24 protein-coding genes and 1 tRNA gene are annotated in these 26,573 nt (G+C 66.6%); 15 read left to right on the forward strand and 10 right to left on the reverse strand.

The genetic code is table 11. The features are described 5' to 3' along the window. Positions 1-37: 37 nt before the first annotated feature. The 6 genes from ACZK08_RS08440 to ACZK08_RS08465 form a co-directional block, all read right to left on the reverse strand. Positions 38-2,227, reverse strand: a complete 2,190-nt coding sequence (locus ACZK08_RS08440; RefSeq protein ID WP_065182715.1) for a YjbH domain-containing protein — start codon at positions 2,225-2,227, stop codon at positions 38-40. Next, complete coding sequence (locus ACZK08_RS08445; protein ID WP_196768761.1) at positions 2,227-2,979, reverse strand: capsule biosynthesis GfcC family protein; 753 nt, start codon at positions 2,977-2,979, stop codon at positions 2,227-2,229. Before ACZK08_RS08445 ends, ACZK08_RS08440 begins: the two co-directional genes overlap by 1 nt. A gap of 5 nt (positions 2,980-2,984) precedes the next feature. Beyond that, a complete protein-coding gene (locus tag ACZK08_RS08450) occupies positions 2,985-3,611 on the reverse strand; it encodes a YjbF family lipoprotein (protein ID WP_065182713.1) in 627 nt (208 codons plus the stop codon). A gap of 64 nt (positions 3,612-3,675) precedes the next feature. Then, positions 3,676-4,782, reverse strand: coding sequence for a polysaccharide biosynthesis/export family protein (locus ACZK08_RS08455; RefSeq protein WP_111186544.1), 1,107 nt, complete (start codon positions 4,780-4,782; stop codon positions 3,676-3,678). Between the two features lie 77 nt (positions 4,783-4,859). After that, entirely contained in the window at positions 4,860-5,192 is a 333-nt protein-coding gene (locus ACZK08_RS08460; RefSeq protein ID WP_053516758.1) for a hypothetical protein, read from the reverse strand. A 77-nt stretch (positions 5,193-5,269) separates the two neighbouring features. After that, positions 5,270-5,872, reverse strand: a complete 603-nt coding sequence (locus ACZK08_RS08465) for a phosphatase PAP2 family protein (protein WP_065182712.1) — start codon at positions 5,870-5,872, stop codon at positions 5,270-5,272. 109 nt (positions 5,873-5,981) lie between these two features. On the opposite strand from ACZK08_RS08465, the gene ACZK08_RS08470 reads away from it, so the two are divergent. The 3 genes from ACZK08_RS08470 (at position 5,982) to ACZK08_RS08480 (ending at position 7,394) form a co-directional block, all read left to right on the forward strand. Continuing rightward, positions 5,982-6,058: transfer RNA gene (locus ACZK08_RS08470), tRNA-Arg, on the forward strand. Between the two features lie 886 nt (positions 6,059-6,944). Further along, positions 6,945-7,127, forward strand: coding sequence for a hypothetical protein (locus ACZK08_RS08475; protein WP_053516755.1), 183 nt, complete (start codon positions 6,945-6,947; stop codon positions 7,125-7,127). A 132-nt stretch (positions 7,128-7,259) separates the two neighbouring features. Then, complete coding sequence (locus tag ACZK08_RS08480) at positions 7,260-7,394, forward strand: hypothetical protein (protein ID WP_262218444.1); 135 nt, start codon at positions 7,260-7,262, stop codon at positions 7,392-7,394. 15 nt (positions 7,395-7,409) lie between these two features. On the opposite strand, the gene ACZK08_RS08485 is transcribed toward ACZK08_RS08480, so the two are convergent. Further along, positions 7,410-7,769 (reverse strand): response regulator, encoded by a 360-nt coding sequence (locus ACZK08_RS08485; protein WP_053516753.1) that lies wholly within the window; start codon positions 7,767-7,769, stop codon positions 7,410-7,412. Continuing rightward, positions 7,766-8,920: a two-component system sensor histidine kinase NtrB gene (locus ACZK08_RS08490; protein ID WP_053516751.1), complete on the reverse strand. Its 1,155-nt coding sequence runs from the start codon at positions 8,918-8,920 to the stop codon at positions 7,766-7,768. The genes ACZK08_RS08485 and ACZK08_RS08490 overlap by 4 nt, the downstream gene beginning before the upstream one ends. A 152-nt stretch (positions 8,921-9,072) precedes the next feature. Here ACZK08_RS08490 and ACZK08_RS08495 point away from each other — a divergent pair, with 152 nt between their 5' ends. The 6 genes from ACZK08_RS08495 to ACZK08_RS08520 all read left to right on the forward strand — a co-directional run bounded on the left by ACZK08_RS08495 (position 9,073) and on the right by ACZK08_RS08520 (position 16,348). Beyond that, positions 9,073-12,174 carry a response regulator gene (locus ACZK08_RS08495; protein WP_065182711.1) on the forward strand — a complete coding sequence of 1,034 codons (3,102 nt, stop codon included), beginning with the start codon at positions 9,073-9,075 and terminating at the stop codon, positions 12,172-12,174. Further along, the gene (locus ACZK08_RS08500; RefSeq protein ID WP_065175572.1) at positions 12,171-12,995 is read left to right on the forward strand and encodes a CheR family methyltransferase; all 825 of its coding nucleotides are present in this window, start codon (positions 12,171-12,173) and stop codon (positions 12,993-12,995) included. The genes ACZK08_RS08495 and ACZK08_RS08500 overlap by 4 nt, the downstream gene beginning before the upstream one ends. Continuing rightward, the gene (locus ACZK08_RS08505) at positions 12,995-13,570 is read left to right on the forward strand and encodes a chemotaxis protein CheB (protein ID WP_053516743.1); all 576 of its coding nucleotides are present in this window, start codon (positions 12,995-12,997) and stop codon (positions 13,568-13,570) included. Before ACZK08_RS08500 ends, ACZK08_RS08505 begins: the two co-directional genes overlap by 1 nt. Continuing rightward, the gene (locus tag ACZK08_RS08510; RefSeq protein ID WP_053516742.1) at positions 13,567-14,694 is read left to right on the forward strand and encodes a hybrid sensor histidine kinase/response regulator; all 1,128 of its coding nucleotides are present in this window, start codon (positions 13,567-13,569) and stop codon (positions 14,692-14,694) included. The genes ACZK08_RS08505 and ACZK08_RS08510 overlap by 4 nt, the downstream gene beginning before the upstream one ends. Before the next feature lie 89 nt (positions 14,695-14,783). Next, complete coding sequence (locus ACZK08_RS08515) at positions 14,784-15,212, forward strand: BLUF domain-containing protein (protein WP_065182710.1); 429 nt, start codon at positions 14,784-14,786, stop codon at positions 15,210-15,212. Positions 15,213-15,295: 83 nt separating this feature from the next. Further along, positions 15,296-16,348 (forward strand): linear amide C-N hydrolase, encoded by a 1,053-nt coding sequence (locus tag ACZK08_RS08520; RefSeq protein WP_065182709.1) that lies wholly within the window; start codon positions 15,296-15,298, stop codon positions 16,346-16,348. Here ACZK08_RS08520 and ACZK08_RS08525 read toward each other — a convergent pair. Next, positions 16,345-17,118 carry a DUF6491 family protein gene (locus ACZK08_RS08525; protein WP_065175574.1) on the reverse strand — a complete coding sequence of 258 codons (774 nt, stop codon included), beginning with the start codon at positions 17,116-17,118 and terminating at the stop codon, positions 16,345-16,347. The two genes, ACZK08_RS08520 and ACZK08_RS08525, sit on opposite strands and share 4 nt — an antisense overlap. 80 nt (positions 17,119-17,198) lie before the next feature. Here ACZK08_RS08525 and ACZK08_RS08530 point away from each other — a divergent pair, with 80 nt between their 5' ends. The 5 genes from ACZK08_RS08530 (at position 17,199) to thrC (ending at position 24,060) form a co-directional block, all read left to right on the forward strand. After that, positions 17,199-17,894 carry a helix-turn-helix transcriptional regulator gene (locus ACZK08_RS08530; RefSeq protein WP_053516737.1) on the forward strand — a complete coding sequence of 232 codons (696 nt, stop codon included), beginning with the start codon at positions 17,199-17,201 and terminating at the stop codon, positions 17,892-17,894. A 126-nt stretch (positions 17,895-18,020) separates the two neighbouring features. Next, positions 18,021-18,971 carry a DMT family transporter gene (locus ACZK08_RS08535; RefSeq protein ID WP_065182708.1) on the forward strand — a complete coding sequence of 317 codons (951 nt, stop codon included), beginning with the start codon at positions 18,021-18,023 and terminating at the stop codon, positions 18,969-18,971. 357 nt (positions 18,972-19,328) lie between these two features. Then, positions 19,329-21,833: a bifunctional aspartate kinase/homoserine dehydrogenase I gene (gene thrA, locus ACZK08_RS08540; protein WP_065182707.1), complete on the forward strand. Its 2,505-nt coding sequence runs from the start codon at positions 19,329-19,331 to the stop codon at positions 21,831-21,833. Then, entirely contained in the window at positions 21,830-22,744 is a 915-nt protein-coding gene (locus tag ACZK08_RS08545; RefSeq protein WP_065175578.1) for a homoserine kinase, read from the forward strand. The genes thrA and ACZK08_RS08545 overlap by 4 nt, the downstream gene beginning before the upstream one ends. Positions 22,745-22,773: 29 nt before the next feature. Next, positions 22,774-24,060: a threonine synthase gene (gene thrC, locus ACZK08_RS08550; RefSeq protein ID WP_065182706.1), complete on the forward strand. Its 1,287-nt coding sequence runs from the start codon at positions 22,774-22,776 to the stop codon at positions 24,058-24,060. Positions 24,061-24,151: 91 nt separating this feature from the next. Here thrC and ACZK08_RS08555 read toward each other — a convergent pair whose 3' ends face one another. After that, positions 24,152-24,904 (reverse strand): Crp/Fnr family transcriptional regulator, encoded by a 753-nt coding sequence (locus ACZK08_RS08555; protein ID WP_065182705.1) that lies wholly within the window; start codon positions 24,902-24,904, stop codon positions 24,152-24,154. 138 nt (positions 24,905-25,042) lie between these two features. Here ACZK08_RS08555 and hisS point away from each other — a divergent pair, with 138 nt between their 5' ends. Then, positions 25,043-26,440, forward strand: coding sequence for a histidine--tRNA ligase (gene hisS, locus ACZK08_RS08560; RefSeq protein ID WP_053516730.1), 1,398 nt, complete (start codon positions 25,043-25,045; stop codon positions 26,438-26,440). Positions 26,441-26,573: the final 133 nt, after the last annotated feature.

Genomic DNA, 26,573 nt, shown 5'->3' on the forward strand with positions numbered 1-26,573 from the left:
AGGGCGGCCTTTGGCCGCCCTGCTGCGTTCCGGCAGGTCAATCGTCGATCGAGCGGATGTTGTCGTAGAAGAATCGCTCGTCGCGATCGCCGGTGATGTTGTACAGCGAATATTTGCGGCTGAGCATGGCGCCACCGTCGCGGATCAGGGGATTCCAGTTGAACGCGGCGCGTCCGCGTGTCGACCGTGGCAGGAATCCGTCCAGCGGGACGCTTATGTAGATTCCCTTGTCGAAACTGCCTTCGCCGAAATCGCGTGCGGAAACGTTGGTCTTCGTTGCATAGGCACCCATCGTGACGCCATTGTCGAAGACGCGGGCGACGTCCAGGGTTGCGCCCCTGTCCCCCGCCAGATACTGGCCGACGGACAGCGAGCCGACGATGCGCTCGCGGGCGTCGAAACTGTAGTAGAAGGTGGCGTGCCCGGTCGTGACCTTGTAGTCGCGCAGATCCCAGCGCTGATCGAAGTCGCGTTGCTGCACGCGATTCAGGTTCGCGCTGACGGCCCATCGCTCACCGCCGGGACGATACAGCAGTTCACCGCCTACGCCGGCATACATCCACTCCAGATAACCCGCGTACGCGATGCCATAGAGATCGCGGCCCAGGCGCCCAGCCACATTGAACTGCAGATTTGGCAACACTACGTCCGAGTCCACCATGTACCTGCGCAGATCGGTGCGCACGCGCGGGAGTCGACTTGGGGCGTTGTACTTGAACTTGTCGTAATTGTTGATCAGGTTGGCGCTGACGGTTCCTGTAAGCCACATGTTGGGGCGTACGAACAGGCTTCCGGAATAATTGGCGGCAATCTGGTAAAGGATGAAACCATCCGGGCCACCGAGATTCTGTCGGTAGCCGATGTTGAAGCCGCCGCCATAGGGGCGTGTCCTGGGTTCATACAACGTCTGGCGAGTGACGTCGTCGGGAGACTGCACCTCGGTGCTGCGACGTAGCACGTCCTCGCTGACCCGACCATCCAGATAGCCCACGAGGGCACTGCGGGAGACGGACGTGTCCACGATGGGCATTCCCAGTCGCGTTGTCCGCAGCGTGAACCACTCGTACTCATCGCCCGTCGCATTGGCCAGGATGCGGCCGGCGCGTCCCAGGCCCTTGGCGTTGTGGAGGTATCGGTTCTGGTAGCCGTCCACGTAGAGCTCATCGCCGCGACGGGAGATGCGCTCGACCCGGAAGCCTGCATTCCGGGTGAGGTCGGCGCTGATGGCAGCCCAGTCCGGGCCGCCTTCTGCTGTCGTGGCGCCGGCGTCGGGCGCTGCGGTCGCCGCAACCGCGGCTGCCTGCGGGTCGCGAGGCACGATCCGTTGTGGCGGGGGATCGAAAGGCTTGGGCGCAGACACGGCATGGCCGGGATTGCCGCGCCAGGTCAGCGAGAACATCGCCGCGTCACCGCGTTCCCACGCGGCGGTGAGTTCCACGTTGCGGTTGGGGACGTAGACCAGCCCCACGTTGATGGGGGTGCGCTGTTCCAGATTGTTCCCGCGCGGCTCACGGCGGTAGTCGTTACCGTCGTACTCGACCTTGACCAGCAGCGAGTCCAGCGGCGTCTGATAGGTGATGCCGCCAAAGACGCCGACCGGGCCCTTGAACATGTTGTCCAGACCAAAGCGACCGGCGTCGTTGATGTTGCTGCCCGCGATGGGGCGTCGATTCTTGAATCGATCGTCGATCGCTCCCAGCGGATTGGCGAAATCGCCGCGGTTGCCGATGTAGCCGGTCGCAAGGCCGATGGAGGCGTCGATGGGCCCCAGATTCTTGCTGGCAACCAGATATTCGCTGGAGAAGAAGCCGGTACCACCGAGGTCGCGTACACCGAAGGCAAGCTCCGGCAGCCATCGTGACTCCTGCCAGAGCCGCAGCTTGAAGTCGATCGATTTGTCCTTGTAGTTCTGGTCTCCCGCGATGTTCGGACCATAGCGGATGTTGGACACGTTGATGTAGCGGAACGTGCTCTCAAGCCAGGGGAACGGTTGCAGCGTGAGGTTGTAGCGGCTGTACGGGGAATTGTGCGAGGCCGTGAAGCTGAGGTCGCCGTCGGGCGCCATGCGTGCCGTCGGTGTCTGCAGGAGGCCGATGCCGCCCCATTCGTTGGCGGTCGGCGGAGGGGCTTCCTGCGCCTGCAACGCGGCACTCAGTGACAGGGCAAGCGCGGTCAGCGCAAAGCGGGCTGGGCGCGGCACGCGTGCACGCTGGGGAATGTCGGTCATTACGGGCTGACAGGCTGGGTGGCGATGAAGGTGGCAAGATCGTTGTTGAATGCCGGGTCGATGGATTTCAGCACCGATTCGCGCAACGGAACATAGATCGAACCGCCAGGGGCGACCGCCTGGGGATCCGCGCGGTTCCAGAGTGCAATGCCCTGTTGCTGAACCCGGCCATCGGGTTGCACGATGTAGAGCGAGTCGGGATCGGCGGCCGCGCTGGGTGGGCAGTCACGCAGATAGTCCCGCGCATCGCGCTGCGGGGAATGGTAGACAGTGCAGCTGGTTCGGACCGCGCCGAGGACCGTGATGTGATCAGGTCGGACGGGAATGCGGAGTACATCGCCGGCCATGAGCACCGGATTGCTCTGCGGCTGCACCTGCATCAGGCGTGGCGAGATCACCGTCGGTACACGTCCGGTTGCAGCGTGCGCCTGCACCCATTGCTGGAGGGCCGCCGCGGTTTCGACGACGGCCGGATCCGCGTTGAGCTGAAGCTGCGTCAGGCCATGCAGGATTCCGGCACGCAGTCGGACCTGTTCAACGAGCGCCTGGCGGCGAAGATAGCTGCTGCCGAGCAGATAGGCGTCGGCGGCAGGCTGGGCTTGGACAACCGCATCGGCCAGTCGCCGCTCCGGCTGGATGGCCTGGTCACCGGGATGGGCGACCGCACCCTCGACGCGCACGGTAGACGGTGCCTGCGCCAAGCACAGTGACGGTAGTGCCGACAGCATCAGGCAGAGAATTCGAGTGTTCATGCCTGTCATCCCTTCGGGGCACGGTAGGGCTTGAGCTGGGTGAGTTCCACGACGTACCCGGGGGCAAGATGCTGCCGGCTCTTCCAGATGAATCCGGTCGCCGGGTCCGCCCAGTAGATGTTCTGCGCGTCCATTCCGCCGCCCTGGAGATGCTCGACGAATCGCTGCAGGGTGCGGGTGCGGCCGAGAATCCTGACCTCCTCGGTGGTGCCGGGTGTCAGCGTGCCGGTGACGACAACGCCGAGCTGATACGACGACATCCAGTCGTATTGGCGTTGCACCTGTGCCGGTCCGCTTAACGACGTCAGGCGGTCGAAGGGGGACGCGCCGATGATCCGCGTCTGCAACTGACGTCCCAGCCCGCTTGAGCCCAGCAGCACGCCGTTGCCGTCCAGCTCGATCACGGCATGCGTGCCGGCGTACCACTGCTGCCGGCCACCATCAACGTAGCCAAGAACGGCCACCGCGGTCAGGTCCCGTGTCTCGACCAGCACCTGCGGGAAGCGATTTGCCGCCACGGTAGCGGGGCTGACCTCAACGGGCTTGTGCAGCAACAGCCGGAAGCTGTCCGCCGTTGCCCGGCTGCCGGTGGTGCAACCGGCAAGCACGAGCGCCACGGCGATCAACGCCATGCGCAATAGACGGCCTGAAGTGCGTCGGAATGAACGCACCGAGGCTGCTCCCGTGCGCGCCATGTCAGTTGTCCCTGACTTCGGTTCCGGTGCGCGCGGCCGTGTAGAGGATATTGGTGAAGGGCAGCAGCTGGTTGACGAAGCGGTTCCAGCGGCTCACACCTGCGGCGCCGACAAACACCACGTCCCCGGGCTGCAGCTTGAACTGGCTGCCAACGGCAAATGCTGTTGGTGAGCGTGCTTCCAGCTGATAGATCACCGAAGGCTCCTGCTGCAGATCGGTGCTGCCGCGGATGACGTACACCGCATTGCCATTGGCCGTCTGCTGCAGCAGCCCGCGTGCACGACCGAGCGCCTGGTTCAATGTGACGTCGCCAGTCCGGAAGCTGTACGCGCCTGGCAGGTTGACCTCGCCAACGACGAAGACCTCCTTGCGATCCAGATAGGGGATATAAATTGAATCGCCATCCTTCAGGAACAGCTGGCGCCCACCATGTTCCTTGGCCAGACTTTCAAGGTTGATGGTGTAGCTCACTCCGTCGCGGCTGAACTGGATGCCCGAGAGATCCGCCTGGGCTGCGTTCAGTCCGGCCTGGCTGATGGCATCGGTCAGGGTAAGCGGCGAGGTACCGAGTGGGACGGGCGAGGACCGCTCGGCCGCGCCGGTGACCCACACCCGCTGGCTGCCGTAGTTGAGGACCGACACATCCACCTGCGGCGATTCCACGTACTGCGCGAGGCGCCGGCTGATTTCCTCACGGATCTCAGACGGGGTCTTGCCCGCCGCCTTGACCTTCCCGATGTAGGGGTAGAACAGCGTGCCATCGCTCTGCACCAGACGACCGGCGAGCGCGCCCTGTTGTTGGGAGCCGGCGGGTACGGTGAGTTCAGGGTGATCCCAGACCGTCACGTAGAGGATGTCACCGATGCCGACCTGGTAAGGGGAAGGCTGGTAATCGAAAAGCTCGGCAGGAAGCGTCTGTTCGTTGCGAGCTGCATGCTCCTGGGCGATCAGCTTGGAGGTGATGGTGACGATTTCCAGTCGGCCATCGTCGCTGCTCTGCGAAGTGACATCACTTCGGCGCAGGTGCTGACCTGGCGCGAATGCGCAGCCGGAAACGGCCAGCACAGTGAGTGCAGTGGCGAGAGTACGGAGAGGCTTCATGTTCATGTGGTGGGTTTCCGACAGGCATAAAAAACCCCCGCCGTGCATTGCCCGGCGAGGGCTTGCTCGAACAGCAGGGCGAATCAGCCGCCGGTGCCGCCGGTCCCGCCAGTGCCACCCGTACCGCCGGTGCCTGGGCCGCCCGGACCCGGACCACCGGGTTCGCCGCCACCATTGTCGTCGCTGCCGCTGCTGCTGTCGCCACCGATGCTGTAAGCCACAGCTGCGGCTGCAATGCCGACTACAGTGGTGCCGAAAATGGCAGCGTTCGAATAGCCAGCGGCTTCAGCGCCGGCGGTCACTTCGGCAGCCGGGGTCTCGGCGTCAGTGGTTGCCTGCGCGTCCTGCGCGAAGGCCATCATCGGGGAGGCGGAGAATGCCGCCAGGGCCAGAACGGCGATCGTCTTCTTGAACATGGGAGAGGCACCTACTCCGTTAGGGAAAATTTCACCCCAATCTTGCGGCGGAAGGCCCGCAGTGTCAAGCGCCGGGTTCAGTTCCCGAGGTCATGCCGCTCATGCGTGCTGCTTCGCCCCGACAGCAGCTTGGCGGCGTCCCTGATGAGATCGTGTGTCCGAAGATCCGAAATGGCCGCCGGAACCACCAGGCCCGTCACGCAGGCCAGCAACAGCACCCGGACTTTCGGCCGCGAGTGGGCGACCGATGTCCCCAGCACCGCGCAGCTTGCAGCCAGGCCCAGAGCCAGGCCGGAGATGACCTCCGATGTCGAGTGTGCCTGAACAGGCAGTCGTGAATACGCGATTGCACCGGCCAGCAGAGAGCCCGCAGCGAACCAGCGGAGGTCCCTGCGTTCGCCAGTGCTCACCGTCAGCCATAGAGCCACCGGGTACACCACGCTGGACATGGCGGCGTGCCCGGAAATGCCGGTGAAGTCCAGGCGTCGGATGCCGATCCCCCAACCCATGAATGCGAGCTTCGACGCCACTGTCAGCCCAGCGGTCACGACGATGGCGACGGCCCAGCGTCGCCTCAAGGACGATTCGCTTCGCGGCAATGCCAGCAGCAGCACCATGGCCATGGGCAGCAGCCAGCGGCTGTCGCCCAAATTGGAGAGGAAAAGCCAGAACTCGGACATCCGGTGGGACTGATGTGGGGGCGGCCAGCATACCTGCCGCCGATGGCGCGGCGATCGTCGGTGGCTTGGTCCATTCAGCTGGACGCGGTATGCTCTACCGCTTGCGCAAGGCCCCGTAGCTCAGCTGGATAGAGCGTCCCCCTCCTAAGGGGAAGGTCGCCCGTTCGAATCGGGCCGGGGTCACCATCGGTCAATTGCCCGCAGATGATCAGGCGGGTGCCGCTTCTGCTTGCGGCGTGCTGTCGTCGCTGCGGCGTGCTTGCCACCCGCCACAGTGCGTTGGAAAAGGGCGTGCGGCGGCCTTGCCTGCCTTCCGCCAAGCCCACCTAGGGGCGATCCAGGTCCTCTGGCAACAGGCCAGCGAGTGCGAGTATTCGATCGTGCCTGATCTGCTGCACCCAGTGGCCCCAGGCATCCGCCGCCGTCAAGACATCGATCGAGCCGCAGGCGGGACACCTCAGTTGCACACCCCCGTGCACATCGGTGAGCCCGCACCCATGCGACATCCGTGATTCGTCCCCACATGACTTGCACTTGGCCTGCACGGAATCCAGCCGTTCGATGGTGGCATCCAGGCGCAGCAAAGGGCGGATCCGCAGGATCCGGAATGCAACAGGAGTGGTCATGTGTCTTGCCGGTCAGGGGCTGGACACGGAGGCGAGGAATTTCGCGCCGAAGAGAAGCCGAATGAAGTGACCATAGAGCATGAACTGTTAAGACTCTCGTTCTTGACAGCCCTTATTTCGTTCTGGTGAGGGCCGAGGGTTCGCGAGAGGGGCGGGGAGCCTGAACATCCAGTCAGGTAGGCAAGCCGTTTTCACACAAGGCTAACTGCTCAGCGCCCAGTTTCACTGCAGCGTGACGGGTCGGCAGGGGGACTCGTGGCAGGCCTTGAACCTGCCGTGCGCAGCGCTTCCCCCATGACCAGCAGGATCCGAATGAATCGCAATGCCGTGACGTCCGTTGGCGTCGGACCGGGCGCCGTCCCCCTGTGCTGCCGGGTGGGCCATGCCGTCTTCCCTGGACGCGCACGCCGCCCCGCCTTCCCGATCATCCCCCCGGCGGCCGGGTGATGGGGCGTTTCCAGTACGCCTTCCGCAAGGCGCGGGGCTGGCAGGCCTCCCTGGTCGCCGCCGCGTGGGCAGCGCTGCGCTATACCGTGAGCGGGGATACCGGCTACTTCCGTTCCCACGGCGGCTGGCGAAGATCACGGATCAGCCGGAAACCGGGCGAGGCCGACTCTCTGGATGACTGAGTCCGCGGGTGATTCTTGCCGGAAACGCATAGCAGTCTGCGGGCTGCATGGGTTTGCCGGGCCTACAGTGGCCCCCAATGCCGGGAGGGGTACCCGGCCACCTGCACGCCTTCGGTCCAGACGGGAGTCGCCATGCACCTGCTGATCGCCCTTGGCAAAGTGGCCGCGGTGTTCGCCTGCGTGCTCGGAATTCTTGAAATCTGCAGCCGGCTTCACCGTCGGCGCAGGGGCCGCAGCAGGCGTGCGGACAGGGAAAAACTCCCCTGACGCACTTGGCGAGGCTCAGTCCTGCCTGAGCAGCTCCACCAGTTGCCGCAGTCGATAGGGTTTGGGCAGGAATTCGACCTGTTCGGGCAGGGGGGGCAGCTGCGAACGCGCATAGCCGGAGGAGAGGATCATGCGGGCGTGCGGCTGGTCGCGCGCGACGTGTTCGCTCAGTTCAATGCCGGACATGCCATTGGGCATGCTGACGTCGCTGAACACCACGTCGAAGCGGGTATCGCCGCGCAGCAGGGCCACTGCTTCATGACCGTCGGCCGTGGTCGCCACGTCGATGCCGAAATCGCGCAGGGCCAGCCCTATCATTTCGCGCAGGTCGGTCTGGTCCTCCACCATCAGCACGCGGATCGGATCATCGGTCATGGGGCGGGTTCCTCTAGTGCGGGTAACAGCAGGCTGACTGTGGTGCCGACGCCTGGCGTGGTGGAGACATCGACGAAGCCGCCGCTCTGGGTGGTGAATCCGAACACCTGGCTCAGGCCCAGTCCGCTGCCTTTGCCGATGTCCTTGGTGGTGAAGAAAGGCTCTGTCGCGCGTTCCGCCACATCGACGGGCATGCCACGCCCCTGGTCACGCACGCTCACCGTCACGTATCGGCGCTGCTGGCCAGCCTCTCCATCCGGATCAAGGCGATGCTCCAGTGCGGTGGCGATCAGCACGTGGCCGCCATCGGCCGTGGCTTCGACAGCGTTCGCGACCAGGTTTGCCAGGGCGGTCTGCAGCTGCAGCGCGTCGGTGCAGACCGGCGGCAGATCGTGAGCTAGTTCCGTGCCCAGCAGTGTACCCGAGGCATGCGCGCGCCGCAGGCCCGGCAAGGACTCGACGATCAGTTCGTTGACGTCCACCGGTTCACGGATCAGGGTCTGCCCGGTGCTGAAGGCAAGCAACTGGCGGGTCAACAATGCGCCGCGGTCGGTCGCCGTCTGTGCAGTGGATAGCAGTTCGTGGGCCCGCGGATCACTGCCCACGCGCAGCGCCAGCAGATCCAGTGCGTTGCCGATGGTGGTCAACAGATTGTTGAATTCATGCGAGAGCCCACGACTCAACCGGCCGACCGTCTCGAACTGCTGGGTCTGCCGGAGTGCACGCTGTGCGTCACGCAGCAGGCGCTGCGCCTGCCATTGTTCGGTGATGTCGCGGGTGATCTTGACGTAGCCGAGCAGTTCGCCGTTCTCCAGCACCGGCTCGATCACGATGCTGGCGCGGAACGAGGCGCCGTCGCGACGGACGCGCCAGCCTTCGGCGGAGCAATGACCCTGCTGCGCGGCCAGCCGGAGCAGCCGCTGCGGCTCGCCGGCGTCGCGGTCTGCTGGCAGGTAGAAGCGTCCGAAGTGGGTCCCGATGACTTCCTCGGCTGCATACCCCTTGATGCGTTCGGCCCCGGGGTTCCAGCTGCAGACGATGCCCTCGGGATCGAGCAGATACAGCGCATGGTCCCGCACGCTGTCTATCAGCAGGCGCAGCTGTTGGGAAGTGTCCGTCAGAGCGGACCTCGTAGAAGCGGGTGCGTCCACGTGGAAATGAGCATTACCCCTGTGAGGGCCGGAAAGCTAGGCACTGCAGTGTGAAGGATGTGTGCAGGGATGACCCGTGCCATTGGTCGTATGCGGCTGAATACGACACGGGGTACCATCACGCACTTCTTTACCTTCTGGAATCGCCCCGTATGCGTCCCGGTGCAACCTCGCGCGACCGCTGGATATGGATGACTGCTGCCGCATTGCTGGCCGCAACCATCGCACTGGAACTTGTCGTGCCTCTGGGTTATGCGGTGTGGCTGGCCTACTTCCTGGCCGTTGGCGTGACGGTGTTCCAGCGGAGTGCACGCGCACCGTTCGTGGTCGCGGTGCTGGCCTGCGCGCTGCTGATGGTGGGCTATCACATCGCCCCGGCAAGCACGAATTCGGCGTTCTCGCTGGTCAACCGCACCATCGGCGGTGCGGCCTTCCTGATGATCGCGCTGATCGTGTCCCGCGCCATCCAGGCGCGCCGGCAGGCCATGCGCGCCCTGTGGCTGCAGGAGGCGGAGAACGCGGTGGCCATGAGCCTGCGGGGAGACCTGGGGCCGGAGCAGATCGCCGAGGCGGCGGCGACCAGCCTGGCCTCGCAGCTGCAGGCCGATGTCGGCGCCGTGTACCGGCTTGAGGGCGGCCGCCTGCAATTGACGGGCGGACTGGCGTTGCCGGCCGGCATGCCGGCGTCGCTGGCGCTGCAGGAGGGGCTGGCCGGACAGGTCGCGCGCGACCTGCGCACCCGCCACCTGCAGGGCGATGAGGCCTCGGTACTTGAACTCCAGAGCAGCCTGGGGCGGGTTCCGGTGCGTGAGCGGATCCTTGCACCGATCACCAGTGACGGTGCCGTGGTCGGCATCGTCGAGCTGGGTCGATCCAGCGTCGGCGAACAGCGTGATCTGGACCGCGAACTGCTGGAGCGCTGTGGCGACACCATCGGCATGGCCCTGCGGGCGTCGCTGCTGCGCGCGCAGCTGGTCGTGCTGCTGGAGGAGTCGCAGCGCCAGGGAGAGGAGCTGCAGGCCCAGCAGGAAGAACTGCGCGTGGCCAACGAGGAGCTGGAAGAGCAGAGCCGCAGCCTGCTGCAGTCGCAGACCCATCTGGAACAGCAGCAGGCCGAACTGGAGCAGAGCAACGTACAGCTTGAGGAGCGCACGCACGAGCTGGAGGCGCAGAAGCAGGCCCTGCTGGTTGCGCAGAGCCAGCTGGTGCGCAACAGCAACGAGCTGGCGGCGACGTCGCGCTACAAGTCCGAGTTCCTGGCCAACATGTCGCACGAGCTGCGTACGCCGCTGAACAGCTCGTTGATCCTGGCCAAGCTGCTGGCCGACAACAAGGATGGTACGCTCACCGAAGAGCAGGTGAAGTACGCACGGGCAATCCTGTCGTCGAACAACGATCTGCTGGCGCTGATCAATGACATTCTCGACCTGTCGCGCATCGAAGCCGGGCATGTCGAACTGAGCGATGAAGTGGTCGCGGTCGACAGCGCGCTGCAGCGGCTGCGCGAGACCTTCGATCCGATCGCGCGGCAGAAGGGGCTTGCCCTGGAGATCAGCGCCGATGCGCTGGCGCCGGGTCAGCTGGTGGTGGACAGCCAGCGCCTGCAGCAGATTCTGAAGAACCTTCTGGCCAATGCACTGAAGTTCACCGAGCACGGCAAGGTCAGCCTGCACGTGCGTCCCGGCGGCAGTGGCCGCATCCGCTTCGAGGTCTGTGATACGGGCATCGGCATCGCGCGCGAGCAGTTGCAGGTGATCTTCGAGGCTTTCCGCCAGGCTGATGGCAGCACCCGCCGGCGCTATGGCGGCACCGGGTTGGGCCTATCGATCTCGCGCGACCTGGCTGCCCGCATGGGCGGCGAAATCCAGGTGGACAGCGAACCGGGGCGTGGCAGCTGTTTCGTGCTGGAGCTTCCACTGCAGGGCGCCCCCGTGTCCGCGCCGGAGCCGGGAGCGGAGCCCGCGCGCGTGGCGACTCCAGCAGCGCGTCCAGTGGTTGCTCAGATGGCGCCGGCTGCACCTGCGCCCCCGCCCGCAGCTGCCACACACGTTCCAGATGATCGTGGCCGGCGGCAGCGCATGGGACGCCTGATCCTGGCGGTGGAGGACGACGTGGCATTCGCCGAAGCGCTGGTGGTGCTGGCGCATGAACTGGACTTCGACTGCGTGGTTGCCGGCACGGCAGAGGAAGCGCTGGCGCTGGCTGCCGAACTACGGCCGAACGGCATCCTGCTCGACATCGGCCTGCCCGACGTGTCAGGTCTGAGCGTGCTGGAGCGTCTGAAGCGCAACCCGGACACGCGGCACATCCCCGTGCACGTGGTCTCGGCGATGGACCGCAGCCAGGTGGCCCGTGAGCTTGGCGCGATCGGCTATGCGATCAAGCCGACCACGCGCGAGCGGCTGGCGGCGGCCATCGAGCAGCTCGAGCAGACCAGCCAACGCGATGTCAGGCGCCTGCTGATCGTCGAGGATGACAGCGAGCTGAGGCGCAACCTGGAGCTGCTGCTGGGGCGTGATCAACTGCAGATCGTCGCCGTCGGCACACTGGCCGCAGCGCTGGAGCAGCTCAGCAGTGTCACGTTCGACTGCATGGTGATGGATCTTTCCCTGCCGGACGGCAGTGGTTACGACCTGCTTGAACACATGGCCGGCAATGATGACGTCGGCTTCCCGCCGGTGATCGTCTACACCGGACGTGCGCTCAGCCGCGAGGAAGAACAACGGCTGCGTCGTTATTCCAAGAGCATCATCATCAAGGGTGCGCGCTCTCCCGAGCGCCTGCTGGACGAGGTCACCCTGTTCCTGCACAGCGTGGAGGCGAGCCTGCCCACCGATCAGCAGCGCCTGCTGCGCGAGGCGCGCCGGCGCGACACCATCCTTGATGGGCGCACCGTACTGCTGGCCGAGGATGATGTGCGCAACATCTTCGCGCTGTCGAGCGTGCTCGAGCCGCTGGGTGTCAACCTCGAGATCGCGCGCAACGGCCAGGAGGCGGTCGATCGGCTGGCGCAGCGCGAGGTGGACCTGGTGCTGATGGACATCATGATGCCGGAGAAGGATGGTCTGACGGCGATGCGCGAGATCCGTGCGCAGCGCCACCTGCAGGATCTCCCGATCATCGCGTTGACCGCAAAGGCCATGCCCGATGACCGCGAGCGTTGCCTGCAGGCCGGCGCCAACGACTACATCGCCAAGCCGATCGATGTCGACAAGCTGGTTTCGCTGTGCCGGGTGTGGTGCTCGCGTCAATGAACGAGCAGGCCTTGTTCGACCTGGAGCTGAAGGTGCTGCTGGAGGCGATCTATCAGCGCTACCACTACGACTTCCGCAGCTACGCGGTGTCGTCGCTGCGACGGCGCATGCGTCAGGCCATGCAGCGCTACGAGTGCGAGAAGCTGTCGGACCTGCAGCATCGCCTGCTCCACGAGCCGGAGCTGTTCACGCAGGCGATGCAGTTCTTCACCGTGCAGGTCTCGGAAATGTTCCGGGACCCGGCATATTTCCGCACCCTGCGCGAGCAGGTGGTGCCGGTGCTGCGCACCTATCCTTCGGTGAAGCTGTGGGTGGCGGGCTGCAGCACGGGCGAGGAGGTGTGGTCGTTGGCGGTGCTGCTGCACGAAGAAGGGTTGCTGGAGCGCAGCATCGTCTATGCCACCGATATCAATCCCGGGGCCCTGGTGACCGCCGAGGCCGGCGCATACCCGATCGATCGCCTGGCGCAGTTCAGCCGCAATTATCTGGCGGCGGGGGGCAGGGCGTCGTTGTCGGACTACTATTCGACGGCGTATGACGGGGCCGTGTTCGATCGTCACCTGCGACGCAACATCATGTTCGCCGACCACAGCCTGGCGACGGACACGGTGTTCTCCGAGGTGCACCTGGTGTCGTGCCGGAATGTGCTGATCTATTTCAACCGGGACCTGCAGGACCGGGCCGTGGGGTTGTTCCGGGAAGCGCTCGTGCATCGTGGCTTCCTCGGCCTGGGCAGCAAGGAGTCGCTGCAGTTCGGTTGCCATCACGACGCGTTCGACGTGTGTTCGCGCGAACATCGGCTGTACCGGAAGGTCGCCTGATGAATGACGCCGGTCTGCCGGAGGTGATGGTGGTCGGTGCATCCGCTGGCGGGGTCGCTGCCCTGCAGGCCATCGTGCAGGCGCTGCCGGCGGGCCTGTCGGTGCCGGTGCTGGTGGTTCTGCATGTGCCCCGTGACCGCAACAGCCGCATCGTCGAGGTGCTGGCGCCGCATTGCGCGGTGCCGGTGCGCGAGGCGGAGGACAAGCAGCCGATAGAGCGCGGTACGGTGACGTTTGCGCCGCCGGACTATCACCTGCTGGTGGAAGACCGGTCCTCGGTTGCCCTGTCGATCGATCCCCCTGTGCTGTATTCGCGTCCGGCCATCGACCCCCTGTTTGAATCGGCCGCGGCGGTGTTTGGTCCGCGCGTGCTGGCACTGCTGCTGACCGGCGCCAGCAGTGATGGCTCCGAGGGCGTGGCGGCAGTGCGCGAGGCGGGAGGTCGCGCCTGGCTGCAATGCCCCGAAGAGGCCGAAGCTTCGATGATGCCGGCCTCGGCCCTGCAGCATGCCGGCGCCGATGCGGTGCTGCCCCTTGAACTGATGTGTCGCCGCTTGAAGGAGTTGTTTTCATGAACCTGTTGCCACCGGACCCTGCGCAGGCCCAGGCCCCGGTCAACCTGTTGATCGTCGATGACGTTGCACAGAACCTGGTGGCGATGCAGGCACTGCTGCAGCGCGAGGGCGTCAACCTGCTGCTGGCCAGCTCCGGCGCCCAGGCGCTCGAACTGCTGCTCGAGCACGAGGTGGCGCTGGCGCTGCTGGATGTGCACATGCCCGAGATCGACGGCTTCACGCTGGCGGAACTGATGCGGGGCTCGCTGCGCAGCCGCGACGTGCCGATCATCTTCCTCACCGCGTCGCCGGATGATCCGGTGCGCGCGTTCAAGGGATACGAAACCGGCGCGGTGGATTTCCTGCACAAGCCGGTGGCGCCGCAGGTGATCCTCGGAAAGGTCAATGTGTTCATCGAGCTGTACCAGCAGCGGCAGCTGCTGAAGGTGCGCAACGAAGCCCTGGAGCGCGCGCTGAAGTTGAACGAGACCATGGCCGCGGTGCTTACCCACGACCTGCGGACGCCGCTGTCAGCCATCCTGCTCTGCGCGGACAAGCTCAGCCTGGAACTGCCTGCGGGCAATTCCGCTGCACAGCAGACATTGCAGCACCTGGAAGCAAGCACGCTGCGCATGGCACGGATGGTCGAGCAGCTGCTGGACTTCTCGCGCATCCGCAGCGGCGGCCTGCGATTGCAGACCACGACCTGCGACCTCGACGCCCTGGCCCGCGCGGTCATTGCGGAGGCGGGCAGTGCCCACGGACTCGAGCGGATCCGCTTCCAGGCGCAGGGCGATACCGTCCTGCAGGGCGACATGGACCGGTTGGGGCAGGTCGCATCGAACCTGATCGGCAACGCACTGACGCATGCCGGCGAAGCGCATGTCCAACTGGACGGGCGTGACCCGCAGCGGGTGGTGTTGCGGGTCAGCAATGCCGGCCACATCGACGCGGCGCTGCTGCCGCGGCTGTTCGAGCCCTTCAAGGCCAGCTTCCACCAGAGCAAGGGCCTCGGCCTGGGGCTGTACATCGTCGATCAGTTCGTGCGCGCTCACGGCGGTCGATTGACCGCGCGCAACGACGCAGGGCAGGTCGTGCTGGAGGCAGCACTGCCGCGGCGGTGCGGTGGACCGGACATGGCCTGAACCTGAATTCTTCAGCAAGCGGGGCGCAGCGTTATGACGGGCTCATCCGCAACTGCTACCGTGGCTGCACATCTTGCCAGGGAAGCGCTATGCCATTGCGAGCCATCGCCTACGTCAGCCAGGCGCTGCCGGATCTTTCCGCAGATCGCCTGCAGGCGCTGGTGGACGACGCCGCCCGTTTCAACAAGCTGGCTGGCGTGACCGGGGTGCTGCTGCATGATGGCGGGCGCTTCCTGCAGTACATCGAAGGGCCGCCGGATGGCATTGATTCGGTGTATGAGCGCATCCTGCAGGCCGGCAGCCATGCCGACATCGTCGAGCTGGCGCGCAGCAGGCTTGGCCAGCGCCAGTTTCCCTATTGGGCGATGCGTGTCCTGCAGGTGGAGGCGTCCATGCTGCATGGACTCACGGTGGGCGACTGGGCCGGATTCAGCCGTGCGCTGCAGGGCGACCGCGCGGCGCCGACGGCGGTGGACCTGCTCGCCGATATCGTGCAGCCGGCGCTCCACGCCGGCTGAGTCGCGGCAGGGGCGCCGGGCTTCACCGCTGTCTCACCCTGCATGCGCTGAGATTGGACCTCCAGGGCATGGAAGGGGGCAACATGGTACGGATGAAACTCACAGGGGCCGCGCTGCTGGTGGCGGCCCTGGCAGGCGCTGCAATGCCTGCCTTGGCCTGCACACGTGCGGTCTATCTGGGTGACAACGGCGATGTGATCACGGCGCGGTCGATGGACTGGAAGGTCGATGTGGCGACCAACCTGTACGTGTTGCCGCGCGGAATTGCACGGACCGGCGAGGCCGGGCCGAAGTCGTTGGCATGGACTGCACGGTACGGCAGTGTGGTGGCCACCGGCTACGACGTGTCGACCACCGATGGCATGAACGAGAAGGGGCTGGTCGCCAATCTGCTATGGCTGGTGGAATCGGAGTATCCGCAGCAGCGCGGCAGCAAGCCCGGCCTGGCCATTTCATTGTGGGCGCAGTACGTGCTGGATAATTTCGCGACAGTCGCAGAGGCCGTGGCGGCGCTGCAGCGCGAGCCGTACTCCATCGTCACCGACAAGGTGCCCGGCGAGGACCGGCAGGCGACCCTGCATCTCTCTCTGTCCGATGCCAGCGGCGACAGCGCGATCGTGGAATACATCGGTGGCCGTCAGGTCATCCATCATGATCGCCGCTACCAGGTGATGACGAATTCGCCCATCTTCGAGCATCAGCTTGCGCTCAACAGCTACTGGCAGCAGATCGGCGGCACGGTGATGCTGCCGGGCACCAACCGATCGGCCGACCGTTTTGCACGCGCGTCGTTCTACATCAATGCGATTCCCAAGGCGGAAGACCCCGTGGTGGCACTGGCCAGTGTGTTCAGTGTGATCCGCAATGTCTCGGTGCCGTACGGAATCACCACGCCGGGCGAGCCCAATATCTCGTCCACGCGTTGGCGCACCGTGGCCGACCACAAGCGACGCCTGTACTTCTTCGAGTCCGCGATGACGCCGAATACGTTCTGGGTGGACCTCAACAGGATCGACTTCGGTGGCAAGGTGCTCAAGCTGGACCTGGGCAAGGACCAGCGCAACACCTTCTCCGGCGATGCGCTGGAGCATTTCGTTCCCAGCGCACCGTTCACCTTCCTCGGTGTCGGGAGCTAGTTCGACGCCTGGGTCGCGGCCGGGTAGACCGCCTGGATCTGGCAGCTGCCGCGGGTGTACAGCGGCAGCGGCCCCAGGCCGCGCTCGTCGCCGGGCTCGAACTCGGCACTGAGGATGCGATCGCCGGGATTGCCGCAGATCAGGCCGTTCTGCAGCCCGGACTGGAAGCTGACCTGAGGCGCGCGGTCCAGCTGGCGGCAACTGCCGCCCAGTTCGACGCGGTAGTAGCGGTGGCCGCCATTGCGGCGTGGATTGGTCTCCACCAGCAGCCCCTGCTGATCGGAGGACCAGGCACGGACGTTGCGGGTTGCGAAACAGTAGGAGGGCGATCCGCCGAAGCTGCGGCGCTGCTCGCGCCGCTCGCTGATGGTCACCGCAGGCAGGGTCGCGGTGCTCAGGCGGTCACTGTCACGGGCGACAGTGGCGTAGTCGCGGTTCTGCACTGGACTGACCGCGCTGACCGCGCAGCTGTGCCCGTCCACGACAACGCGTTCGCTGGGGCGGCCGCAGGCCCAGCCTGCCGGCGCTTCCAGCTTCAGGGAGGTGGCCGCACGCACGTTCGGGCAGTCTTCGCTGAAGTCGATCCGGTAGGCCTGGCCGGACGCGGCGCGGACGGCGATCGAGCGCGGCGAGGCCTGCTCCACCTCCTGCACGCCCACGGCGTCGAGGCAGTGCGGTGCCGGCGCCCGGCGTTCCTGCCCGCTGGCGGTGACGGAAAGGGACAGGCCGATGCTCGCGGCCAGAGCCAGGGAAACCTGTCGATATGCCATGACCTGCACTCCTTGCTGGATAGACGGCCCGACTATAGCAGTCAATTGCACCGCCGGTGTCAGGCGCGCAGACTTGCCGAATGGGCGCCATTTTCCACCTCCGGCACTATGGCCAGGCCACCGGCCTGGATCGCCACGACTACGCGCAATGGGTGCTGCCACTGCAGGGCGAGCTGCAGTTCGAGCTGGAAGGGCGGGGCGGCCGGCTGGACCTTCTGCAGGGCGCATTCGTGGCCGCCGGCGAGGCGCATGACCAGATGGCGGAGGGTCCGAACGGTTTCGTGATCGTTGATTGCGGTCCGGATGTTCTGGACGACGACACGCAGGAGCACCTGTGCAGGCAGCGGTGGCTGCATCTGCCGCTGGCCCTGCGCCAGGGGCTGGCCGAGGTGCGGCAGGGGCAGCCGCTGCCGTTGCTGCTGCCTGCCTTGCTGAGGGTGTTTGCACCGGCAGGCAGTGGCGCGCGCATGCAGGGGCTGTGCACGGCGGTACAGGCCGACCCGGGGCAGCCCTGGCCGGTCGCGCGCATGGCGGCATTCGTCGGCGTCAGCGAAAGCCGGCTGCATGCGTTGTTCCAGCGCGAATTCGGCTTGAGTCCGCAGGCCTGGGTCAGTGCCTGCCGCCTGCGCTGGGCCAAGCACCAGCTGCGGACCAGTGCGCTGCCGATCAGCGAGATTGCGCTGGCCGCGGGGTATTCCGAACAGAGCGCATTGACCCGAGCGCTGCGCCGGGAGAGCGGCGTAACCCCTGCGGCCTGGCGGCGGGGCAGCCTCTGATCCATGGCGCTGCGGGAACGCCGCCGAGTGCGTCCGGCGCTGCCGGGACAGCAATAGCCTGGGTCAAGAGAGGTCGTCCGGTGGGCGGCTACACTGCGCGGCCTCTTCTCCCCCGAAGAATCCGCAATGCGCAACAATCCGATGGTCCTGGGCATCGCCAATGGCGTAGCCGCGGGCGCGCTGTGGGGCGTGGTGTTCCTGGCCCCCGCCGTGCTGCACACGTTCAATGCCCTGCAGCTGTCTGCCGGCCGTTATCTGGTCTATGGCCTCATCGCCGTGATCCTGCTGCTGCCGCGCTGGATGCGGCTGGCGCCGAGGCTGGGGCGCGCGGAATGGTACGGCCTGCTGTGGCTGAGCCTGGCGGGCAACCTGGTGTACTTCCTGCTGCTGGCCACGGCCGTGCAGTGGGCCGGTGGCGCTGCGGCCTCGCTGATCGTCGGCCTGATTCCGGTCGTGGTGACCCTGGTGGGCGTGCGCGAGCAGGGGGCGGTTCCCCTGAAGCAGCTGTTGCCCGCCTTGGCGCTGTGCGTGCTCGGCGTGGCCCTGGTCGGGTGGGAGGCGCTGATGTCCGAACACCTGGCGACGCCCTGGCGGCAGCGCCTGATCGGCCTGCTGTGTGCCTTCGGTGCACTGTTCTCGTGGGCGTTGTACTCGATCGGCAACAGCCGCTGGCTGGCGCGGCGCCCGGATCTGTCCAGCCATGACTGGTCGTTGCTGACGGGTGTCACCACCGGCGGGTTGTCCCTGCTGCTGGTACCGATGGCCTTCGCCGGGTCCGCCGGCAGCCATACGGCCGCACAATGGGGCGCATTCTGGGCCATCAGCGCAGGTGTCGCGGTCGTGGCGTCGATCGTGGGCAACGCATTCTGGAACCGTGCCAGCCGTCTGCTGCCGCTGACTTTGACCGGGCAGATGATCGTGTTCGAAACCCTGTTCGCGCTGCTGTACGCATTTGCCTGGCAGCAGCGCTGGCCAACCGTGCTGGAGGCACTGGCGATCGTGTTCCTGGTGGCGGGAGTGATGCTGTGCGCGCACGCTCACCGCGCGCCACGCGCGATCGCCGAACATGCCGGCTGAATGGCCATCTCAGAGTCGACGATCGCTGCTTTGTCTCAGTTGCAACCAAATGACGGCACGTTGGCAGATGATCGGCGCAGGGAGTTTTTGCGCTGCAGCACTTGACAGCAGCGGGCTGAACAGTGTTTTCTGTCCGTCATGGTCCTTGATGCCGCCACCGTCAGTCTGATTGCACCCGCTATCGCGGGGCGTCCGACTGCACCGGCCGCCATCACCACCATTACCACCACCACCGTCACCACTGCCCTGGTGCGGCCCGTCGTCTTCGTGTAACTCCCGAAAACCACGGCCCCGCACCATCCAGGTGGCGGGGAAACTCGACACCTGCATGCGACGGGGCCTCCTGCCGAGGTCTGCATGTCTTCCCACGTTCTCCCCCCTCCTGTTGCCCCGGCCGAGCTGGCCGCGCCGTCCACGGTCGTGCACAAGTTCGGCGGCACTTCGGTGGCCGACGCCGAGCGCTACCGCCATGTCGGCAGCCTGCTGCGGGCCCGCCCCGAATCGCAGCAGGTCACCGTTGTCTCGGCCATGAAGGGCGTCACCGATGCGTTGATTGAACTGGCCCAGCTTGCGGCGCGGGGAGACGAGGGGTGGCGCGAGGCCTGGCATGCGTTGCGTGCCCGCCATCGTGGGGCTGCGGTGGCCCTGCTCGGCGAACAGGTGGGCGACACCGTGGAGTGGATCGACGCGCGTTTCGAGCAGCTGTCCGAAGTGCTGGCCGCGCTGACCGTAATCGGGGAGCTGCCGCGTGAAGTGCTCGACCGCGTGCAGGGCCTGGGAGAGGTGTTCTCCGCGCAGCTGCTGGGTACGTACCTGCGCGCATGCGGCGAGGACTGCGCCGTCCTTGATGCACGCGACGTGCTCGTGGTCGGCCACGGCGAGCTGGGCGTGGATGTGGACTGGGAAGCCAGCGCCGACCGTCTGGCGAAATGGCGCCTGCAGCATCCGCAGACGCGCGTGGTCGCCACCGGGTTCGTCGCCCGGGACCGCAACGACCGCATCACCACGCTTGGCCGCAACGGCAGTGACTACTCCGGCGCGATCTTCGCCGCGCTGTTCAATGCCGACGAGCTGCACATCTGGACCGATGTCGATGGTGTGCTGTCGGCCGACCCGCGACTGGTGCCGGAGGCGGTGCAGCTGGAGTCGCTGAGCTACGACGAAGCCTGCGAGCTGGCGTACTTCGGCGCGAAAGTGGTGCACCCGCAGACGATGTCGCCGGCGATCCGGCTCGGGCTGCCGATCTTCATCCGCAACACCTTCCAGCCGACCCACCCGGGTACGCGCATCAGCGCCGAGCGCTCGCCGCGCGGACCGGTGAAGGGGCTCACGCTGAGTCCCGACCTGGCCCTGCTGAATCTCGAGGGGACCGGCCTGATCGGCGTGCCTGGCACCGCCGAGCGCGTATTCGCAGCGTTGCGCCAGGCGCAGGTGTCGGTGGTGATGATCTCGCAGGGTTCTTCGGAGCACTCGATCTGCTGCGTGGTGCGGGCTGCCGAAGCGGGCCGTGGCCGCGGAGCGTTGCTGCAGGCCTTTGCCCATGAACTGTCGGTCGGCCAGGTGCAGCGCGTACAGGTCCACGAAGGGGTCAGCGTGCTGGCGGCGGTGGGCGATGGCATGGCGGGCCAGCCCGGTGTGGCTGCGCGCCTGTTCGAGGCGCTCGGCCGGGCGCAGGTCAATATCCTGGCGATCGCCCAGGGTTCCTCCGAGCGCAACATCTCGGTGGCCGTGGACAGCGCTGACGCGACGCGCGCGCTGCGCGCCGCCCACGCCGGATTCTGGTTGTCGCCGCAGACGTTCGCGGTGGGCGTGATCGGGCCGGGCAACGTCGGTGCCGCGCTGCTGGATCAGTTGCTGGCGGCGCGCCCGCAGCTGCTGGCCAAGGCCAATGTCGATCTGCGCCTGCGTGCACTGGCATCGCGTTCGCGGATGCGGCTGGAGGCCGATGGTCTGCATGCCGACTGGCGGCAGGCGCTGCAGGCGGGCGGTGAGGCCAGCGATCTCGACCGCTTCACTGAGCACCTGCTGGCCGCGCACCTGCCGCATGCGGTGGTGATCGACTGCAGTGGCAGCAGCGAGGTCGCCGAGCGCTATGCCGATTGGCTGGCCGCGGGCATCCATGTGGTCACCCCGAACAAACAGGCAGGCGCCGGCCCGCTGTCGCGCTACCAGCGGATCCGTGCGGCGGCGGCTGCCAGCGGCGCGCGCTTCCGCTATGAGGCGACGGTGGGCGCCGGCCTGCCGGTGATCACCACGCTGCGCGACCTGGTCGATACCGGCGACGAGGTGCTGGCCATCGAAGGCATTTTCTCGGGCACGCTGGCCTGGCTGTTCAACCGCTTCGACGGCAGCCAGCCGTTCTCCTCGCTGGTGGCGCAGGCGCGTTCGATGGGCTACACCGAGCCGGATCCCCGCGATGACCTGTCGGGCGTGGATGTCGCGCGCAAGCTGGTGATCCTGGCGCGCGAGGCCGGCCACGCACTCAGTCTTGAACAGGTGCAGGTGGAAAGCCTGGTGCCGGCGCTGCTTCGCGAAGGCAGCGTCGAGGACTTCATGGCCCGCCTGGGCGAGTCTGATGCATCACTGCAGCAACGCCTGCAGGACGCGCGCGAGCGCGGCGCAGTGCTGCGCTATGTGGCCAGGCTTGACGCGGACGGCGCGTCGGTGGGTCTGCACGAGCTGCCGGCGGCACACGCGTTCGCCAACCTGCGCCTGACCGACAACGTGGTGCAGTTCCGTACCCGCCGCTACTGTGAGAATCCGCTGGTGGTGCAGGGGCCCGGCGCGGGACCGGAGGTCACGGCTGCAGGCGTGTTTGCCGACCTGCTGCGGGTGGCGGCCGGTGAAGGGGCGCGCCTGTGATCGCACGTGCATTCGCACCGGCATCAGTGGCCAATGTGGCAGTGGGGTTCGACATTCTGGGCCATGCCATCGCCGGTATCGGCGACACGGTCAGCGTGCGCCGCATCGATGAGCCTGTGGTGCGTATCGCGGCGATCCGTGGCAGTGCGGTCGAGCTTCCACTGGAGGCCGCGGGCAACACGGCTGGCGCGGCACTGCTGTCACTGCGCGAGGGCCTGGGCCTGGGCTACGGGTTCGAGCTGGAGATCGACAAGGGCATTCCGTTCGGCTCCGGCATGGGTGGCTCAGCAGCATCCTGCGTCGCGGCACTGGTTGCAGCCAACGCGCTGCTGGATGCGCCGCTGCCACGCGCCGCCCTGTATCCGCACGCGCTCGACGGCGAAGCGGTGGCCAGCGGCGGTCGCCATGGCGACAACGTCGGACCGTTGCTGGCGGGCGGGCTGGCGCTGTGCACCGCCGACAGGGTGGTGTCGGTGCCGGTGCCTGCGTGCTGGCACAGCCTGCTGGTGCATCCGCATGCCGTGCTGGAAACGCGCAGGGCACGGCAGGCGCTGCAGGGCAGTTACGCGCTGCGCGAGTTTGTCGCCCAGAGCGCGAATCTGGCCCTGGTCCTCAGTGGCTGTCATCGCGGCGATGCCACGCTGGTGCGCGCAGGCTTGCGCGATGTGCTGATCGAGCCACGACGTGCCGGCCTGATCGCGGGATTCGAGGCAGCGCGTGACGCCGCGCTGTCGGCGGGCGCGATGGGCGCGGGTATATCCGGTGCCGGTCCCAGCGTGTTCGCCTGGTTCGAAGATGCGGTGCAGGCGCAGGCTGCCGCAGGGCAGGTCCGCGCGGCATTTGCGGCTGCGGGCTTCGACAGTGACGCGTGGGTCTCGCCGTTGGACGCGGCGGGAGCACGACTGTGCTGACTTCTTTCCTCTCACTGGATGCCGATCCCATGCAATTCGTTTCCACCCGCGGCCAGTCGCCGGCCGTAGGCCTGAGTGCCGCCATCGCCGCCGGCCTCGCCCCCGATGGGGGGCTGTATGTGCCCAGCGCCTTGCCTGCGCCGCATCATGTGCAGCAGGGCGAGACCCTCGCCGAAACCGCCGCCGATCTGCTGGCACCCTTCTTCGACGGCGACGCGCTGCAGGAGGCGCTGCCTTCGATCTGCCGTGAGGCGTTCGATTTTCCGGTGCCGTTGCGTCCGCTTGGCGGTGGCGACTACGTCCTCGAGCTGTTCCATGGTCCCACTGCGGCCTTCAAGGACATCGGCGCACGTTTCCTGGCAGGCGCGCTGTCGAGGCTGCAGGCGGGCAAGGGACGCGACCTGACGATCGTCGTTGCCACGTCCGGTGATACCGGTGCCGCCGTGGCGGCGGCCTTCCATCGCCAACCGGGCGTGCGCGTGGTGGTGCTGTATCCGGATGGCCGGGTATCGCCGCGCCAGGCGCACCAGCTCGGCTGCTTCGGCGACAACATCCAGGCGCTGCGCGTGGCGGGTTCGTTCGACGACTGCCAGGCCATGGTCAAGCAGGCGCTGGCCGATCGGGCGTTGCAGGCGGACGTGCCGCTGAGTTCGGCCAACAGCATCAGCCTAGGGCGTCTTCTGCCACAGATGAGCTACTACGCGCATGCGGCACTCGTCCATCATGGGCAGCATCGGCGCCGGCTAAACCTGGTGGTGCCGACCGGCAACCTGGGCAACGCGATGGCTGCGGTGCTGGCACGCACGCTGGGGGTTCCCATCGGCCAGATCGTGCTGGCCACCAATGCCAATGATGTGCTGCCGAAGTACTTCGAGGGCGGCGCGTATCAGCCACAGGCCAGTGTCGCCACGGTTGCCAATGCGATGGATGTGGGCGCGCCGAGCAACTTCGAGCGCCTGCGCTGGCTGTACGACGGCGACGATGCCGAACTGCGCGCAGCCTTCCGTGCTTTCGCGGTGGATGATGTGACCATCCGCGCCACCATCGCCAGTGCGCACGCCAGCGGGGGCGAGCTGTTCTGCCCGCATACCGCGACGGCAGTGAAGGTGCTGAAGGACCTCCGCGCGGGCGGGGCGAAGGGCGACTGGGCGGTGGTGGCAACCGCGCACCCGGCCAAGTTCGAGGCGGTGGTGGAGCCATTGATCGGCGAAGCAGTGCCGGTGCCTCCGGCGCTGGCGGCGCTGCTGCAGCGTCCCGCGCATGCGGAACCGCTGGCTGCCGACTATGCGGCGCTGCGCGAGGTGCTGCTGCGCTGACGCACAGGTGCCGGGCATGGCGCGGTGTCGTCTGAAGCAAGGGGCAGGGTGGGGCGCCCGGTACCACCAGGCGCAGGTCGTGGCGCGACGCTCAACCCTGGACGTCGCCCGCCAGCTGGCGCAGCCCGTCCTCGTCGAGGATCTCCACGACGTTCAGGTGCGGCAGCGCGATCAGCGCCTGCTGACGCAGCTTGGTGAAGGTGCGGCTGACTGTCTCCATGGTCAGGCCGAGGTGGTCGGCGATGTCGCCGCGCCCCATCGGCAGCGAGACGCGCAGGCCGTCGCCGCCCAGTCGCGCCTCGCGCGCGGCCAGGCGCAGCAGGAAGTCAGCCAGCTTTTCCGCGGGCTGCAGCCGCGCCAGGGCGAGGGCCGCATCCTGCGCAGCGTCCAGCTCCTGGCAGGCGCGTTGCAGCAGCTTGCGCTCCAGGTGCGGATAACGCCCGCGCAGCGCCTTCATCTGCGGCAGCGCGACGCGGCAGACCCGGCTGTCAGCGATCGCCTCGATGTCGTAGCGGTGATGGTCGCTGCCGCTCAGGCCCAGGTAGTCGCCCGGCAGCACGAAGCCATTGATCTGGCGGCGGCCGTCGGCCAACGTCCGCACCAGGCGCAGTGCGCCGGCGGTCAATGTATAGACATGCTGGCGCTCTTCGCCGGTGCGGGCGAGGGTGCTGCCCATCGTCACCGCCTGCGAGACGGTCACCTGTTCAAGTGCCTGCACTTCGTCAGGAGACAGTGCCGAACACACCGCCAGGTGGCGGACCGAGCAGTGCAGGCAGTCCAACGTGGAGCAGGACTGCCCGGCGATGTCGTTGTTGGCGGACGGGGCGCCGGAAGGCCGGGACATGGTGCGTGGGCGTATCGCGGGCGGGGAGGGCCTTATGATACTTCAAGCGGCTGTTCGACCCTGCGTCAGGCGGCCGCGCGCTCCAGGGCGCTAGAATGTCGCCCCCTCCCACGTCCCGTTCCAGCAGGAGTTGCTCCCGTGATCAAGCCCCGTACCCCGCCCGGCACCCTTGAGCTGCTGCCGCGCGAGCAGATTGCGTTCCAGCGCATGCTGGACGTCATCCGCCGCAACTACGAGCGCTTCGGGTTCCTGCCGGTGGAGACGCCGGTGTTCGAGCTGTCCGATGTGCTGCTGACCAAGTCCGGTGGCGAGACCGAGCGCCAGGTGTACTTCGTGCAGTCCACCGGTGCGCTGGCCAATGCCGCCGAGTCGGGTGACCGCTCGCTTCCGGAAATGGCCCTGCGCTTCGACCTGACCGTGCCGCTGGCGCGCTATGTGGCTGAGCATGAGCACGAACTGACATTCCCGTTCCGGCGCTACCAGATGCAGCGGGTGTACCGTGGTGAGCGTGCCCAGCGCGGCCGTTTCCGCGAGTTCTACCAGTGCGACATCGACGTGATCGGCAAGGACAGCCTGAGCGTGCGGTACGACGCCGAAGTGCTGGCGGTGATCCACGCGGTGTTCTCGGAGCTGCGCATCGGAGACTTCAGCATCCAGTTGAACAACCGCAAGCTGATGCGTGGCTTCTTCGAAAGCCTGGGCGTGGCCGAGGGCGAGCGCCAGCTGGCGGTGCTGCGTGAAGTGGACAAGCTGGACAAGCGGGGCGCCGACTACGTGCGCGAGACGCTGGTGGGCGACGGGTTCGGCATTCCGGCCGGACAGGTCGAGAAGATCCTGGCATTCGTGGCCGTGCGTTCGCAGGGGCATGCCGATGCGCTGGCCCAGCTTTCGGCGCTGGAGGACGCTGCGGGGTCCTCGGAAACGCTGCGTGCCGGCGTGGCAGAGCTGCGCGAAGTGCTGCAGCTGGTGCAGGCGCTGGGTGTGCCGGAGAGTGCCTACTGCCTCAACTTCTCCATCGCCCGTGGCCTGGATTACTACACCGGCACCGTCTATGAGACCACGCTGACCGACCACCCGCAGATCGGTTCGATCTGCTCCGGCGGCCGCTATGAAGACCTGGCCAGCCACTACAGCAAGTCGAAGCTGCCCGGCGTCGGCATTTCGATCGGCCTGTCGCGCCTGTTCTGGCAGCTGCGTGAGGCGGGCCTGATCGACGGAATCGAGGCCAGCAGCGTGCAGGCGCTGGTGGCGCTGATGGACGAGCAGGGCATGGCGCAGTCACTGGATATCGCCCGCCGCCTGCGGGCCGGTGGCATCAACACCGAAGTGCAGATGGAGCCGAAGAAGATCGGCAAGCAGTTCCAGTACGCGGCCAAGGCGGGCATCCGCTTCGTGGCGCTCGCCGGCGAGGACGAACTGGCGCGCGGGGTGGTGGCGGTGAAGGATCTGCTCCGCGAGCAGCAGTTCGAGGTATCCCGCGAGGAGCTGGCCAGCACCCTGCAGGTGGAACTGGAACAGTCGAAGGTGATGGTGTGAACTGACATTGCCGTGCCGCCGCTCTCCCGGTGGGGCGGCGCTGACCTGGATGACGCCCGCCTCTGGCGGGCGTTTTTCGTTTCCGGAACCTGAATGCTCGGGTGGAGGCGATAGGGTGGTTTGACGCACTGCG

Source organism: Stenotrophomonas sp. 112478_Sma, from assembly GCF_056479905.1.